This window comes from Methylobacterium sp. 13MFTsu3.1M2, from assembly GCF_900112625.1.
Taxonomy (GTDB): domain Bacteria; phylum Pseudomonadota; class Alphaproteobacteria; order Rhizobiales; family Beijerinckiaceae; genus Methylobacterium.
This window is the reverse complement of sequence record NZ_FOMM01000018.1, coordinates 111,904-126,915: the sequence shown is the minus strand read 5'-3', so window position 1 is coordinate 126,915 and position 15,012 is coordinate 111,904. Positions and strand designations below refer to the sequence as shown.

Here is a 15,012-nt window from a genome sequence, read left to right as displayed (position 1 = left end):
CCTGATCGCGCTGGCAGGCTCCCCTGCCCTCCGGGCTCCCCGTCAGCGCGGCGGAGCGCCTTCGAACCGAAACGGGGCGGGTGACCGCCCCGCTGAGATCGTCTGCACGCCCGATATGGGCGTCGCGGCCCTGCGATGGCCGCGACGCAGGCGCGCGGGCCTTTAGCCCTTCAGCACCTCGACGAGCGTCGAGCCCAGCCGGGCCGGCGACGGCGACACGCGGATGCCCGCGGCCTCCATGGCGGCGATCTTGTCCTCGGCGCCGCCCTTGCCGCCCGAGATGATCGCGCCGGCATGGCCCATGCGGCGGCCCGGAGGCGCCGTGCGGCCGGCGATGAAGCCGACCATCGGCTTCTTGCGCCCGCGCTTGGCCTCGTCCTTGAGGAACTGGGCCGCCTCCTCCTCGGCCGAGCCGCCGATCTCGCCGATCATCACGATCGACTCGGTCTTCGGGTCGGCGAGGAACAGCTCCAGCACGTCGATGAACTCGGTGCCCTTCACCGGGTCGCCGCCGATGCCCACCGCCGTGGTCTGGCCGAGGCCGGCATTGGAGGTCTGGAACACCGCCTCGTAGGTCAGCGTGCCCGAGCGGGACACGATGCCGACCGAGCCCGGCCGGAAGATGTTGGCCGGCATGATGCCGATCTTCGACTCGCCGGCCGTGACGATGCCCGGGCAGTTCGGCCCGACGAGGCGCGACTTCGAGCCCGTCAGCGCCCGCTTCACCCGCACCATGTCGAGCACCGGGATGCCCTCCGTGATGCAGACGATCAGCGGCACCTCGGCGCTGATCGCCTCGCAGATCGCGTCGGCGGCGCCGGGCGGCGGCACGTAGACCACCGAGGCCTCGGCGCCGGTGGCCTCGCGCGCCTCCGCGACCGTGTCGAAGACCGGCAGGCCGAGATGGCTGGAGCCGCCCTTACCGGGGCTCGTGCCGCCGACCATCTTGGTGCCGTAGGCGATGGCCTGCTCGGAGTGGAAGGTCCCGTTCTTGCCGGTGAAGCCCTGGCAGATGACCTTGGTGTTGGCGTCGATCATCACCGACATGATCAGGCTCCCTTCACGGCGGCGACGATCTTCTGGGCGGCGTCGTCGAGGTCGTCCGCCGGGATGACGTTGAGGCCGGAATTGCGGATGATGGCCTTGCCCTGCTCGACGTTGGTGCCCTCGAGGCGCACCACCAGCGGCACCTGCAGGCCCACCGCCTTCACGGCCGCGATCACGCCGTTGGCGATCACGTCGCACTTCATGATCCCGCCGAAGATGTTGACGAGGATCCCCTTCACGTTCGGGTCGGCGGTGATGATCTTGAACGCCGCCGTGACCTTCTCCTCCGAGGCGCCGCCGCCGACATCGAGGAAGTTCGCCGGCTCCTCGCCGTAGAGCTTGATGATGTCGAGCGTCGCCATGGCGAGGCCGGCGCCGTTGACCATGCAGCCGATCGTGCCGTCGAGCGCGATGTAGGCGAGGTCGTACTTGGACGCCTCGATCTCCTTGGCGTCCTCCTCGGTCTCGTCGCGGAGCGCCATGATGTCCGCGTGCCGGTAGAGGGCGTTCGAATCGAAGGCCATCTTGGCGTCGAGGCACTTGAGGTGCCCGTCGGCGGTCAGCACCAGCGGATTGATCTCGAGGAGGCTCATGTCCTTGGCCACGAAGGCCGCGTAGAGCTTCTCGGTCAGCGCGGCCGCTTCCTTGGCCTGGGCGCCCGACAGGCCGAGCGCCTTGGCGACGGCGCGGCCGTGGTGGGGCATCACGCCGGTGGCCGGGTCGACCGCGATCGTGTGGATCTTCTCGGGCGTGTCGTGGGCGACCGCCTCGATGTCCATGCCACCCTCGGTGGAGACCACGAAGGCGACGCCGCCCGTGGCGCGGTCGACCAGCATCGAGAGGTAGAACTCCTCGGCGATCTGGGCGCCTTCCTCGATGTAGAGGCGGTTGACCTGCTTGCCGGCCGGGCCGGTCTGGATGGTCACCAGCGTCTGGCCGAGCATCTCGCCGGCGAACTGCTTGACCTCGTCGATCGACTTGGTGACGCGCACGCCGCCCTTGGCGCCCTCGGGCGCGCCCTTGAAGGTGCCCTTGCCGCGGCCGCCCGCGTGGATCTGGCTCTTCACGACCCAGACGGGGCCGCCGAGCTCCTTGGCGGCGGCCTCGGCCTCCGACGGGTTGAAGATGGCCACGCCGCGGGAGACGGGCAGGCCGAACTCCTTCAGCACGGCCTTGGCCTGATATTCGTGGATATTCATCGGAGCCTCGTAAGGAGGAGCGAATAGGTGGCAGCGGGCGGCGCGTAGAGAAATCGAGTGATCGAGATTCGAATCTCCGACCGCTACGCGCTGCCCGGTATCCGCTTACCGGTCAGGCGAGGCTGCTGTCGACGCCCTTGCAGGCCTCGATGAGTCCCGTCACCGAGGCGACCGACTTGTCGAACATGGTCTTCTCGGTCGCGTCGAAGGTCACCTCGAGCACGCGCTCCACGCCGTTGGCACCGATCACGATCGGCACGCCGATGAACATGCCCGTCACGCCGTACTGGCCGTCGAGGTAGGCGGCGCAGGGCAGAACCCGCTTCTTGTCGCGCAGGTAGCTCTCGGCCATGGCGATGGCGGAGGCGGCGGGCGCGTAGAAGGCCGAGCCGGTCTTGAGCAGGTTGACGATCTCGCCGCCGCCCTTGCGGGTGCGGTCGACCATGGCGTCGAGCTTCTCCTGGGTGGTCCAGCCGAGCTTGACGAGGTCGGTCAGCGGCACGCCCGCCACCGTCGAGTAGCGGGTCAGCGGCACCATGTCGTCGCCGTGGCCGCCCAGCACGAAGGCCGTTACGTCCTCCACCGACACCTTGAACTCCTCGGCGAGGAAGTGGCGGAAGCGCGCCGAATCGAGCACGCCGGCCATGCCGACGATCTTGCTGGTCGGGACGCCCGAGAACTTCTGCAGCGCCCACACCATGGCGTCGAGCGGGTTGGTGATGCAGATCACGAAGGCGTCCGGCGCGTGGGTCTTGATGCCCTCGCCGACGGCCTGCATGACCTTGAGGTTGATGCCGATCAGGTCGTCGCGGCTCATGCCGGGCTTGCGCGGCACGCCGGCGGTCACGATCACCACGTCGGCGCCCTTGATGGCGGCGTAGTCGCTGGCACCCGCGTAGGTCGCGTCGAAGCCCTCGACCGGGGCGGCCTCGGCGATGTCCAGCGCCTTGCCCTGCGGCACGCCGTCGACGATGTCGAACAGCACCACGTCCCCAAGATCCTTGAGGCCGGCCAGAAGGGCCAGGGTGCCGCCGATCTGGCCGGCGCCGATGAGCGCGATCTTGTTGCGAGCCATGTCGGATGTGTCTCCGCTGCGTTCGACTTCGGTGATGCGTTGCGCGAGGCCGGGGCCGCTCGTCCGTCAGGGTCCGAGGCCGGATTCGCCACTCTGAAATCTGCGCGGCTGTGTGGCCGAAAAGCACCGTGGCTTCAACCCGATGAGGGCCGCGCGGGCGGCGCGTCCGGGCCGTCGGATCGCCCTCGAGCGTCCCGACGGTGCCTCCGAAACGTCAACGTCGCGAGTGTTTTAGGTGCAGTGCACCCTGGCGCGGGACGGCCGCGAAGCCGCGATGACAGATCTGAAATCCTGTCATTTCGGGTCGCGGCGGGCGGCGTGCGGCGCGGGAGGGCGCACGAACGACGAAGGCCCGGACGGTCTGTCCGGGCCTTCGAGAGAGCCTGTGGGTACGCGCCGGATCAGAGGATGCCGGAGCGCAGGACCCGCTGGATCGCGTGGATGACGGCCCCGAACCGGGCCTCGATCAGGTCGCGCGGCACCTCGGCATCGTGCTGGATCGCCAGCGGATGCGTGAAGCGGTAGCTCGCGTCGAAGATGTAGGCGATCGCCCGTTCCCGGTCCCGGGCCGAGAAGATCCCGGAGGTGATGCCCTCCTCGACCACGCGCTCGACGAGGCTGCGCAGCCGCACGCGGTGCCGCCGCGCGATCGGCCGTGCCGAGACGGTGGCGTCGAGATGGACCGCGAACAGGTTCGGCTCGTCGAACAGGGCGTCCCGCTGGACCGTCGCGAGGGCGGTCAGGAGGCGCTCGATCTTGTCGTCGGCGGGATCGGGCGCGTCGGCGATGCCGGCGAGCCGGGCTTCGACCTCGCGCAGCCAGCGGCCCGCCACCGCGTCGAGGAGCGCGTCCTTCGACGGGAAGTAGCGGTACACGTTCGCGTGCGTCATGCCGGCCTCGGCGGCGACGGCCACGACCGTCACGCGCTTGGGCCCGAGCCGCGAGAGGTGCTCGGTGGCGATCCCGAGGAGCCGCACGTCGGCCGCGACCGGCGCCCGCGGGCGGGCGGGACTGGCCGCCTCACCGCTCTCGCGGAGTGTGCCGGATTCGGCGTCGGCGACGGTGATCTTGGCCTTGGCGCTGAGCGCCTCCTCCTTGGACCCGTCGGACTCTGGCTTGAGGAAAGGAAGCGGAAGGCGGGAAGTGGACAGGTGGTAGGGCGAGACGGACCCCCATCATACCGGCTGAAGCGTCCCGGCGCTTCGCGTTGACGTTACGGCTTCCCCCCGGGAGCCCGGTTACCTGAGCGGATTAGGACCGCTTAAACACCCCTATGTGTCAGTTTGCCTTGAGAAGGCAACAAATTTTTCTCGTTATCACCTGCGTCAGAAGCGGTTCTTCCACGCCCGTAAGGCGACGAACACCGACTCGGGATCGCTTTCCGGCGGAAGGTCGACGGATCGCGCCAGGGCCGGCTGCCCGCTGCGCAGGAACGGGTTTGTCGCCCGCTCCGCACCCATGGTCGACGGGATGAGGAACCGCCCCTCCGCCTGGGCGCGCTCGGCCTCGGCGAGGCGCTTCCTCAGCTCCGGGTTGTCCGGATCGGCCGCCTGGGCGAAGCGCGCGTTGGAGAGTACGTAGTCGTGGCCGCTGAAGACCCGCGTCGCGTCGGGCAGGTCGTCGAAGCGCCGCAGGGAGCGGTAGAGGGTCTCGGGCGGGCTCTCCATCACGCGCCCGCAGCCGAGGGTGAACAGGGTGTCGCCGGCGCAGACGAGGCCGGCTTCCGCGAACCAGTAGGTCACGTGGTCGGCGCAGTGGCCCGGCGTCTCCCAGACCTGCGCCTCGAGGCTGCCGACCGTGACCGTGTCGCCCTCCCGCACGGTCAGGTCCACCTGTGGGACCGCGTCGCCGGCCCTGGCGGGGGCGACCACCCGGGCGCCGCTCGCCCGCTTCACCTCCGGGATGCCCTCGACATGGTCGGCGTGCCGGTGGGTCACGAGGATGTCGGTCAGCCGCCAGCCGGTCTCGTCGAGGGCCCGGAGGACAGGTCCGGCCTCCGGCACGTCGATCGCCGCGCAGGCGCCGGTCTGCGGATCGCGGATCAGCACGCCGATGTTGTCGCTGCGGCAGAGGAAGGTGCGAATCTCGGTCTCGGCGGCCATCGGACGGGGTCTCCCAAGAACGCGAACGGGCGCGAAGCGGCGCGAAACCTGTTGCCGTGAACAGGTGATGGTCCGGCGAGGTTCCTCCGGCGCTTGCCGCGCGGCGCGCGGCTCACCATTGGTTACGACGACCGTTCCGTCCGCGATCTCCTGTCCCTCCATGCGCCTCGACGTCAACGGCTTGCGGGCCTTCTACGCCAGCCCTCTGGGCCGCACGACGCACCGCGTGGTCGGCCGCGCGCTCCACGATTTCCTCGGCTCGGTCTCGGGGCTGCGCGTCCTCGGGATCGGCTACGCGACGCCGTATCTCGGCCCGGTCCACTGCATCGCCGAGCGCACCCTCGCCTTCATGCCGGCCTCGCAGGGCGTGGTGAACTGGCCGGGCACCGGGCGCTCCTGCGCGGCGCTCGCCGATCCCACCATGATGCCGCTGCCGGAGGCCGCCATCGACCGGGTCATCCTGGTCCACGCCCTCGAATCGGTGGAGAGCCCGACGGAGCTGCTGCAGGAGGTCTGGCGCACCCTGACACCGGGCGGTCGCATGATCCTCGTGGTGCCGAACCGCCGGGGCGTCTGGGCCCGCCGGGAGGCGACGCCCTTCGGCCACGGCCAGCCCTACAGCCGCTCGCAGCTCGGGCGGCTCATGCGCGACACGCTGTTCTCGCCGGTGAGCTGGGCCGAGACCCTGTACATGCCGCCGGCCCGCTCGCGCCTGATGCTGCGCACCGGGCCCGCCTGGGAGTGGCTCGGCACCGGCCTGTCCCTGCCCTTCGCGGGCCTGCACGTGGTCGACGCGACGAAGCAGCTGTACCGGCCGGTGGCCGTCCAGCAGGTGCGGCGCGCCCGCCGCCTCGCGCCGGCCCGGGTGCTGGTGCCGGCCCCCTCCCCGGGCTGACCTCGATGAGCCTCGACTTCACCACCCAGCAGTTCCTGCTCGCCCTGTCGGCGCTGTTCTCGATCGTGAACCCGGTCGGGGGCGCCTTCATCTTCGCGCAGGTGGCGGGCGCCTTCAGCCACGCCGAGCGCGTGCTGCTGTCGCGCCGGATCGGCGTCTACGCCGCCCTGGTGATGCTCGGCGCCCTCTGGGCGGGCACGCCGATCCTGAACTTCTTCGGCGTCACCCTGGGGGCGCTGCGCATCGCCGGCGGCCTCGTGGTCATGTCGTCGGCCTGGACCCAGCTGAACCGGCCCGAGGCCCGGGAGGCGCGCAAGCAGGCCGAGGCCTCCGGGTCGGCGGGCCGCGGCCCGGCCCCCGCGGAGCCGCCGGGCGACCCGGCGCCCGGCCCCCTCTCCGACATCGCCTTCTTCCCCCTGACGCTCCCGTTCACCACCGGGCCGGGGACGATCGCGGTCGCCATCACCCTGGGGGCCAACCGGCCGGAGGCCTACGCGGAGCGCTTCGGCTTCTACATCGGCGTCACGCTGGCGGCCCTCGCGGTCGCCGCCACGGTCGCGGTTCTCTACGCCTCCGCCGACCGGGTCGTCGCCTTCATCGGCCCGGCCCGCGCCCGGGTGATGGGCCGCCTCTTCGCCTTCCTGCTCCTGTGCGTCGGGACCCAGATCTTGGTGAACGGCCTCATCGACGTGTTCGCGCCCCTCGCCGCGGCGCGGTGACGACCGGGTCACCGCCGACAGGGCCGGGCAAGGCCCGCATCCCAGATGACCCGCGCGGATTCCGGCCGGCCGAATCGATCGAATTGCGGACGATGTCCAGGATGTTGTGTGTTCATGCAGATGTAATAGTCGTAATTCGCTCATTATTGCATATTCTATAAATATAAATCTTCATTAACGATCTCATTCTAGAGCATTCGTCGAGAAGAGATCCGATTTTTCGAGGCTTGCGTCCTCCCTAGGTCCGAGCATGATCATGCATGGCCCTCGGACGCGGCGAGGAAGACTTGCGGCCGGAGCCGTCGGCGAAGCGGATCCAGCAACGGAGTGCAGATCGTGGCGACGGACGTCATCGCGGAACCCGAGCGTCGGCCGTCCGCATCCGGGCCTCGAGCACGAGGCGGCCGCGCCTCTGGCGACCCGTGCACGACCGGATCCCGCGCGTGAGGCGACCGGCATCCCGGGCGCGCCGTCGAGCCGGCGCGCGCCGCGTCCCGCCCACGCGGGCCGTGCGGCCCGGCCCGAGCCCGTGAACCCCCGAGATCCCGCAGCCCGGTGCCGCGCGCGGAGCGCGCGTCCGGCGGCCACCCCGCGCGTATCAGCAAGGAGACACCGCATGACCGACACGACGCAGAGCAAGGTTCCGGCCTGGTACAGCCCGGACGAGATCCAGGACATCCAGCGCGATCTCCTGGGCGCCGCCGCGAAGGTTCTCGTGCTCTGCCTCGGCGGCAAGGGCGGCGTCGGCAAGACGACCATCGCCCTCCAAGTGGCCGATCTCTGCGCGGAGGTCGGTCCGGTGCTGGCAATCGACACCGACCCGGCCAACCGGCACTTCCACACTGCGCTCATGCAGGAGACCACGCCCGGCAGCGACAACTTCGTCCCGCGCCGTCCCGGCATCACCGCCATCCGGCAGCGCCTGCGCGCCGAGGACAGCACGGGCCGCGTCGACCCGACCCTGTGCCAGGACCTGATCGAGCGCGTGACCGAGGCGGCCGAGCGCCTCGTCGTGGTCGACTTCCCGGCCGGCGACACCGAGACGACCCGCCGCTGCACCGAGATCATCGTGGAGAGCTGCCGGGAGGCGAATGTCCGCCTCGCGGTGGTGGTCGCGGCCGGCGCGGTCGATCCCACCGCCCTGGAGGTCCTGCGGGAACTCCGGCCCATGCTGATCGAGTGCGACCGGGCGATCCTGGCGAAGAACACCGCCCAGGCGACCAATTTCGACTATCTCGAATCGTCCGACCTCGTGCGATCCCTGCGGAAGCAGTCGAACTTTCGCGTCATCGAGATCGAGCGGATCGGCGAGCGGCTGATCGAGGCGCTGCGGGTGCAGAACACGACCTGGCAGGCCTTGGCGAACAGCGCGCCGATGCGCCTGCGGGTCGAGGGCCGCCGCCTGCGGCGCAACTTCCACACGGCGTGGCGGGATGCCCTCCGGCCGTGACCAACCTCGAGCGGTTCTACCGGTCGGTCCACGGCCGCGATCTCCAGCCCTGGGAGCGTCAGCTCGCCGTGCGGATCGCGGCCGCCCTCAACACCACGACGGACGACGACTTCGTCGTCCACCTGCTGCTGGTGTACATGTCCACCAACGCCATCACGAACATGTACAACGAGCTGGTGGCGGCGCGGAACGGTCTCGCCGAACACAACCGGGACCTCATCGGGGCGCTGACGGCGGACCTGCGGCGCAACAGGCTGATCACCGCCGTTCTGCTCGGTGCGGCCGCCCTCGGCGTGCTCGTGAGCGTCGGGATCCTCTCCACTGTCCTCAACCTGTCTTACGGGTCCGCGGCCAGCGCGGCGCGCCTCGCCGCGGCGCTGGAATCCTGCGAGGTGCGCGGCCCAGCCGGCGCCCAGCGCGGCCTCGGTCGCTGAGCCGAAGGAACCCGCCGTCGGCTCACTCGAGGCGGACGGACACGCTGTCGCTGGCGCCGGTCGCGTCCAGGACCGAGATCCGCGCGAAGCCCGCGCCCCCCGGGGCCCACTCGGCCTTCCGCCGCGGCGTCTGCACGACCGGCTGACCGTCGACCAGCCAGGTGAGCGGCGGCACGCCGCCCAGGGCCTTGAGGGCGAGACCCGGGCCGCCCGCCGCGGCGCCGTGCCGGTCCGCCGCGAGGCCGAGATCGATCCGCGCCCCGTCCGGCGGATAGGCGATCCGCAGCGCCGGTCCCGCCGCCTCGGCCGCCTCGCGCCGCAGGTGCCGCAGCGGCGGCGGCAGGCCCGCCGTCCCGACCACCAGCGCGTCCCGCGGCTGGGGGACCGGCTCGGTCTCGATCCCGAGGCGCGCGAAGGCGTCGAACAGGATCGGCGCCGCGACGGTGCGGCCCACCAGCCCCGGCACAGCGGCGCCGTCCGGGCGCCCGGCCCAGACGACGATCGTCGCGTGACGGTCGAAGCCGGCGGCCCAGGCGTCGCGGTACCCGTAGGAGGTGCCGGTCTTGTAGGCGATGCGGTTCGGAAGGGCGTTCTCCGGCGGCGGCGTCCCACGCAGGATGTCGGCGACGTACCAGGCCGCCACGGGCTCGGCGACGCGGTGCCGGGATTCGGCCGCGACCCCGTCGGCGCGGCGCAGCAGGTCCGGAACCGCGCCGCCGCGGGCGAGCCCCGCGTAGAGCCGGGCGAGGTCGGTGACCGTGATGCCGAGGCCGCCCAGCGCGACCGGCAGCCCCGGGGCCGCCTCCCGCGGGAGCTGGATCCCAGCCCCGGCGGCGCGCAGCCGGGCGATGAAGCGGGCGGGACCGACCGCGTCCATCAGCTCGACCGCCGGCACGTTCAGCGAGAGCTGCAGGGCCCGCCGGGCCGTGACCGTGCCCTGGAAGGTCAGGTCGAAATTCTCCGGCGCGTAGCTCGCCGAGAAGCGCGCCGGGCGATCCTCCAGCAGGGTCTCGGGATGCGCGAGACCGTCCGCGAAGGCCATGGCGTAGACGAAGGGCTTCAGCGCGGAGCCGGGCGAGCGCACCGCCAGGGTCATGTCGATGGCGCCGCGCCGGGCGGGGTCCAAGTAGCCGGCGCTGCCGACCTGGGCGAGCACCCGGCCGTCGCGGTTGTCGAGGACGAGGATCGCGGCCGAGAGGTCCGGGCCGGCGGCGGCGGCGCGCTCGGCCGCCAGAGTTTCCAGCCGCTCCTGCAGGCGCCCGTCGATCGCGAGGCGGATCGTGGCGGCACCGGGATCGGCCGCCACCGCCTCCTCGGCGGCGTGCGCCGCGAGCATCGGGAACGGCTTGCGCGTCGTCGGCACCGGCTCGGCCCGGGCGGCCTCGGCCTCCGCCGCCGTGAGGATGCCCCGCGCGACGGCCACCGCCAGGACCCGGTCGCGGGCGGCGCGGGCGCGCTCGGGGAACCTGTCCGGACGGCGGGTCTCGGGCGATTGCGGCAGGGCGACGAGCAGGGCCGCCTGCGCGGCGGTCAGCCGGACCGGCTCGCGCCCGAAATACGCAACGCTCGCCGCGCGCACGCCCTCCAGCGGGCCGCCGTAGGGGGCCAGCGCCAGGTAGAGGTCGAGCAACCCGGCCTTGCCGAGGCGCCGCTCCAGCGCGACCGCCCGCGCCATCTGGCGGAGCTTGGCCTCGAGCGACCGCTCGCGCCGCGGCTCGACGAGGCGCGCCACCTGCATCGACAGGGTGGAGGCGCCGGACACGATGCGGCCGCGGGTCAGCCACTGGCCGGCGGCGCGCAGCACCGCGGCCGGGTCGATGCCGGGATGCGCGGCGAAGCGGCGATCCTCGTAGGCGAGCAGCATCGCCCGGTAGCGCGGATCGACCGCCTCCGCGGTGACCGGCAGGCGCCAGCGCCCGTCCGCGGTCGCGAAGGGGCGCAGCAGCGTGCCGGACCGATCCAGCACCACCGTCGAGCGTGATTCGGCCGCGGCCAGGTCGAGGGGCGGCAGCGCGTCGGCGTAGCGCCAGAGCGCGGCGGTGCCGGCCCCCAGGAGGCCGAGACCGAGCGCCGTCGCCCCGAGCGCCGCGCGCAGGCCCCTCGCCCGCTTCCGGGGAGGCGCCGACGCGCGCGGATCCGACCCGTCGTGCGGCACGCATCCTCCCGGTCTCGGCTCCGACGGCGCAGGATCCCGTGTTCCCGCGCGCCCGGCAAGCCCCCGGCGGAGCCGGCCTCTAGGCCGTGCCGACGCCCCGCAGGTCCTCGAAGGCGGGTCGATCCGGCCGATTCATCCGGATCGGGAACGGCACGACGTTGGAGGGCATCGCGGCTGCCGGTGTCTCAGGGGGCTGCGCCGCCTTGCGCGCCTTGCCGGGCTTCGCCCAGCGCTCGATCCGCTTGAAGTAGGTCCGCCTCGCCAGCCAAGCCGGAACTCGCCTGCCCTTCCGCATGATCTGTCCCTCGCCGTTGCGTACCGAGTCCCCCTCAGACCCGCGCCCCGAACGCGTCAAGCGGTTCGAATCACGGCTGTATTCACGATACGAGCGGATCCCGGGGAGCACCGCATCCCCCGTTTGGGTGACGCGGGAGGCTTGGCCGCGACCGTCAAGCCGCCGCGTTCTCCTTCGCCCGCTCCAGCGCGAGCTTCGTGACGGCCACTTGGTCGACCTTGCCGGTGCCGAGCATCGGGATCGCGTCCAGCACCACCACCTCGGCGGGGATCGCGACGTCGGAGGCGCCGCGGCCCTTGGCGAAGCTCTGGTAGGCGGCCCGGGTCGCGCCCTTCTCCTGCGTGAACAGGATCAGCCGCTCGCCCTTGCGCGCGTCCGGCACCGCCGCCACCGCGCTCGGACGGTCGGGCCACAGTTCGGCGGCCAGCGTCTCGATGCCGGCGAGCGACACCATCTCGCCGGCGATCTTCGCGAAGCGCTTGGCCCGACCCTTGATCGTGACGAAGCCCATCGGGTCGATCGCCACGATGTCGCCGGTGTCGTGCCAGCCGCCCGGCGGCGGCTCCAGCACGCCGGGCTTCTCGGCGCGCAGGTAGCCCAGCATGATGTTCGGCCCGCGCAGGGACAGGCGGCCGCCCTCGTCGATTCCCGGCACCGGCTCGAGGCGGGTCTCGATGCCGGGCAGGATCCGCCCGACCGTGCCGAACCGGTTGAACATCGGCGTGTTGAGGGCGACGACCGGCCCGCACTCGGTGACGCCATAGCCCTCCAGGATGCGCAGCCCGAACTTCTCCGCCCAGGTCTTCCGGGTGGTCTCCTTCACGGCCTCGGCACCGGCCACGACGTAGCGCAGGGAGCGCAGGTCGTAGGAATGGGCCGACCGCGCGTAGCCCGTGAGGAACGTGTCGGTCCCGAACAGGACGGTGCTGTTCGAGCCGTAGATCAGCTCCGGCACGATCCGGTAGTGCAGCGGCGACGGGTAGAGGTAGACCGGCACCCCCGAGACCAGGGGCAGGACCAGCCCGGCCGTGAGCCCGAAGGCGTGGAACACCGGCAGGACGTTGAACACCTTGTCCATCGGGCCGAAATCGATCCGGGCCGCCACCTGCGCCACGTTGGCGAGCATGCAGCGGTTGGCGAGCACCACGCCCTTCGGCGTGCCCTCGCTGCCCGAGGTGAACAGCACCGCCCCCGGATCCTCGCCGGCGCGCGCCACCAGGGGGCGGCGCGGCGCCAGGAGGCCGCGGATCTTGTCCCCCGTCGTGATGCCGGCCCGCACGTCCTCCAGGTAGATCAACTCGACCGAGCCGCGGATCGCCTCGACGAGCGGGCCCAGCCGTCCCTTCTCGATGAAGGCCCGGGAGGTCAGGATCTTGCTGACCTCCGCGGCCCGGCAGGCCGAGAGCACGTTGGCGGGGCCAGCGGAGAAATTGATCATCGCCGGCACCCGGCCCGCGGAGGCGAGGGCGAACAGCGTCACCGCGGCGCCGTTGGCGTTCGGCAGCATGACGCCGATCCGGCCGCCCACGGGCGCCAGCGGCATCAGCTTGCGGCCGAGGATGTTGGCACCCATCACGAGCCGGCTGTAGCTGAGGCGGCCGCCGACCGGATCCTCCAGGGCGTTGCGGCTCCAGCCGTGGCGCTCGCCCGCCTCGATCAGCGCCGCCATCAGGCCGCGGTCGATGTCGGCGGTGCGGAACACGAGGTCCGACATGATCCCGTAGAGGGCGGCGCCCGCCGCCTGCCGCCGCGCCTTGCCCTTGAGCGCGGGGTCCACGGTCAGCCGCACCGGCGGCATCACCGTCACGGTCACCTTGGGCCACCAGCGGCGGCGCACCTGCCCGCGCGACAGCCGCGAGAAGACGGTGCGCTCCAGGCCGTCGAGCTTCACCGGGACGACCATCGCTCCCGACTTGTCGGCGATCAGCCCGGCGCCGTCGTAGACTTTCATCAGGCTGCCGGTGACCGTGAGCCGGCCCTCGGGGAAGATGATCAGGGTCTCGCCGCTCTTGACCGCGTTGATCAGCGTCCGGGTGGCGAGCGGCCGGGTCGGGTCGAGCGGCATCGCCTTGGTGATGCGCAGGAACGGGCGCACCCACCAGCGCTGCGCGATCCCGCTGTCGATAGCGAAGACCGGCTCCTGCTCGAGGAGCGACAGCGCGAGCGGTGCGTCGAGGAACGAGACGTGGTTGAGGGCGATGATGGCGTTCGGGCCGGCCGCCGCGAGGTTGTCGAAGCCGCGGACCTCCAGCCGGTAGAAGGCCCGGAACAGGATCGACAGGAAGTCGCGGAACGGGCTCGTCGGCAGGGTCGCGAACACGAGCGCGCCGACGATCAGGTTCAGCACCGCCACCACCGCCAGGAGGCTCGCGATCGTGAGGCCCGCGCCCTGCAGCGCCGCGAGCGCCAGGGTGCCGGCGACCATGAAGGCCGCCGTCATGACGTTGACCGCGCCGATGATCCGGGCGCGCATCGCCTTCTCGGCCCAGGCCTGCACGGCCGCGAAGGACGGGACGATGTAGAGGCCGCCGGAGATCGCCAGCCCGAGGAAGTCGATCCCGGTGCGCAGGCCGTGGCCGGTCTGCAGGAAGCCGAGGGGGCCGATCGGCTCGGCGGGCGGTGCCGGCAGGTGGCCGATCGTCCACGCGAGGTCGAGGCCGAACAGGCCCATCAGCACCGCGCCGACCGGCGTCGGCAGCAGCACGATCCGGCCGCTGGCGAGCCACGAGGCGAGGCCGGAGCCGACCGCGATGCCGATCGAGAACAGCGCCAGCAGCAGCGTGATCACCGTCTCGGTGCCGTTGAAGGCGCCGCGCACCAGTACCGGCAGCAGCGACAGCACCACCACGCCGACCAGCCAGAACCAGCTCACCGTGAGCGAGCCGCGCCACAGCCGCGTGTCGGCCCAGAGGTCGCGCAGCAGCGCGTAGGTCGAGCGGGCGACGTTCGGGTCGACGCGCAGGTCCGGCGCCCCCTCGCCGGTCGCCGGGATCATCCGGGCCGAGAGCCAGCACAGGACGGCGAAGCCCATCACCAGGACGCCGAACACGAGTCCCGAGCCGCCCATCGCCGAGGCCGCGCCGGCCGCGATCGTGCCGAGCAGGATCGCCAGGAAGGTCGCCGCCTCCACGAGGGCGTTGCCGGCGGGCAGCTCCTCGCGCCGGAGATGGTCCGGCAGGATCCCGTACTTGATCGGGCCGAACAGCGCCGCGATCGTCCCGAACAGGCCGAGCGCCACGAACAGCACCGGGATCGAGTGCAGGAGGAAGCCGAGCACGGCGGTTCCGGCCGCGAAGATCTCGGCGAACTTGAGCCGCCGCGCCATCAGCGCCTTGTCGTAGCGGTCGGCCCACTGGCCGCCGAGACCCGACAGGATGAAGAACGGCCCGATGAACACGGCGCTCGCGAGCGTCACGAGGACGCCGGCATGGGCGTCCGCCTGGCCGCCGATCCCGAACAGGATCAGGAAGGCGAGCGCGTTCTTCAGAAAATTGTCGTTGAACGCCGAGAAGAACTGGCACCAGAACAGCGGCGCGAAGCGCCGCGCAGACATCAGGGTACGGAACATGGCGATCTCTCGGTTCCGAACCTGACTGGCCCACGAGAGACCGTCAGGTCAAATCGGACCGAGGCGAACGCAC

Annotated in this window: 12 protein-coding genes; 4 read left to right on the top strand and 8 right to left on the bottom strand. The window is 71.6% G+C overall.

Annotated features, from left to right (window positions below):
* Positions 1 to 162: 162 nt before the first annotated feature.
* The 5 genes from sucD to gloB form a co-directional block, all read right to left on the bottom strand.
* Positions 163 to 1,047, bottom strand: coding sequence for a succinate--CoA ligase subunit alpha (gene sucD / locus BM314_RS18945; protein WP_010685286.1), 885 nt, complete (start codon positions 1,045 to 1,047; stop codon positions 163 to 165).
* 2 nt (positions 1,048 to 1,049) lie between these two features.
* Entirely contained in the window at positions 1,050 to 2,246 is a 1,197-nt protein-coding gene (gene sucC, locus BM314_RS18940) for an ADP-forming succinate--CoA ligase subunit beta (protein ID WP_020093726.1), read from the bottom strand.
* Positions 2,247 to 2,358: 112 nt separating this feature from the next.
* Positions 2,359 to 3,321, bottom strand: coding sequence for a malate dehydrogenase (gene mdh, locus BM314_RS18935; RefSeq protein WP_091979518.1), 963 nt, complete (start codon positions 3,319 to 3,321; stop codon positions 2,359 to 2,361).
* Between the two features lie 401 nt (positions 3,322 to 3,722).
* On the bottom strand, positions 3,723 to 4,298 hold the full coding sequence (locus BM314_RS18930; RefSeq protein WP_012317921.1) for a TetR family transcriptional regulator: 576 nt from the start codon (positions 4,296 to 4,298) through the stop codon (positions 3,723 to 3,725).
* A gap of 348 nt (positions 4,299 to 4,646) precedes the next feature.
* The gene (gene gloB / locus BM314_RS18925; RefSeq protein ID WP_091979517.1) at positions 4,647 to 5,423 is read right to left on the bottom strand and encodes a hydroxyacylglutathione hydrolase; all 777 of its coding nucleotides are present in this window, start codon (positions 5,421 to 5,423) and stop codon (positions 4,647 to 4,649) included.
* A gap of 160 nt (positions 5,424 to 5,583) precedes the next feature.
* Between gloB and BM314_RS18920 the strand changes: the two genes are divergently transcribed.
* The 4 genes from BM314_RS18920 to BM314_RS18905 all read left to right on the top strand — a co-directional run bounded on the left by BM314_RS18920 (position 5,584) and on the right by BM314_RS18905 (position 8,921).
* Positions 5,584 to 6,318 carry a class I SAM-dependent methyltransferase gene (locus tag BM314_RS18920; RefSeq protein ID WP_042671901.1) on the top strand — a complete coding sequence of 245 codons (735 nt, stop codon included), beginning with the start codon at positions 5,584 to 5,586 and terminating at the stop codon, positions 6,316 to 6,318.
* Positions 6,319 to 6,323: 5 nt separating this feature from the next.
* Positions 6,324 to 7,037, top strand: a complete 714-nt coding sequence (locus tag BM314_RS18915; protein ID WP_042671900.1) for a MarC family protein — start codon at positions 6,324 to 6,326, stop codon at positions 7,035 to 7,037.
* A 616-nt stretch (positions 7,038 to 7,653) separates the two neighbouring features.
* A complete protein-coding gene (locus tag BM314_RS18910) occupies positions 7,654 to 8,487 on the top strand; it encodes a nucleotide-binding protein (protein WP_091979515.1) in 834 nt (277 codons plus the stop codon).
* Complete coding sequence (locus tag BM314_RS18905) at positions 8,484 to 8,921, top strand: hypothetical protein (RefSeq protein WP_091979514.1); 438 nt, start codon at positions 8,484 to 8,486, stop codon at positions 8,919 to 8,921. Before BM314_RS18910 ends, BM314_RS18905 begins: the two co-directional genes overlap by 4 nt.
* 22 nt (positions 8,922 to 8,943) lie before the next feature.
* On the opposite strand, the gene pbpC is transcribed toward BM314_RS18905, so the two are convergent.
* The 3 genes from pbpC to BM314_RS18890 all read right to left on the bottom strand — a co-directional run bounded on the left by pbpC (position 8,944) and on the right by BM314_RS18890 (position 14,939).
* A complete protein-coding gene (pbpC, locus tag BM314_RS18900; RefSeq protein WP_244539980.1) occupies positions 8,944 to 11,016 on the bottom strand; it encodes a penicillin-binding protein 1C in 2,073 nt (690 codons plus the stop codon).
* 139 nt (positions 11,017 to 11,155) lie between these two features.
* Positions 11,156 to 11,371, bottom strand: coding sequence for a hypothetical protein (locus tag BM314_RS18895; RefSeq protein ID WP_020093718.1), 216 nt, complete (start codon positions 11,369 to 11,371; stop codon positions 11,156 to 11,158).
* Between the two features lie 154 nt (positions 11,372 to 11,525).
* Positions 11,526 to 14,939, bottom strand: a complete 3,414-nt coding sequence (locus BM314_RS18890) for an acyl-[ACP]--phospholipid O-acyltransferase (RefSeq protein ID WP_091979510.1) — start codon at positions 14,937 to 14,939, stop codon at positions 11,526 to 11,528.
* Positions 14,940 to 15,012: the final 73 nt, after the last annotated feature.

Coding starts and splice junctions, on each gene's coding strand:
- sucD (WP_010685286.1), bottom strand. CDS start 1,047: ATGTCGGTGATGATCGACGCCAACACCAAGGTCATCTGCCAGGGCTTC.
- sucC (WP_020093726.1), bottom strand. CDS start 2,246: ATGAATATCCACGAATATCAGGCCAAGGCCGTGCTGAAGGAGTTCGGC.
- mdh (WP_091979518.1), bottom strand. CDS start 3,321: ATGGCTCGCAACAAGATCGCGCTCATCGGCGCCGGCCAGATCGGCGGC.
- gloB (WP_091979517.1), bottom strand. CDS start 5,423: ATGGCCGCCGAGACCGAGATTCGCACCTTCCTCTGCCGCAGCGACAAC.
- BM314_RS18920 (WP_042671901.1), top strand. CDS start 5,584: ATGCGCCTCGACGTCAACGGCTTGCGGGCCTTCTACGCCAGCCCTCTG.
- BM314_RS18915 (WP_042671900.1), top strand. CDS start 6,324: ATGAGCCTCGACTTCACCACCCAGCAGTTCCTGCTCGCCCTGTCGGCG.
- BM314_RS18910 (WP_091979515.1), top strand. CDS start 7,654: ATGACCGACACGACGCAGAGCAAGGTTCCGGCCTGGTACAGCCCGGAC.
- BM314_RS18895 (WP_020093718.1), bottom strand. CDS start 11,371: ATGCGGAAGGGCAGGCGAGTTCCGGCTTGGCTGGCGAGGCGGACCTAC.
- BM314_RS18890 (WP_091979510.1), bottom strand. CDS start 14,939: ATGTTCCGTACCCTGATGTCTGCGCGGCGCTTCGCGCCGCTGTTCTGG.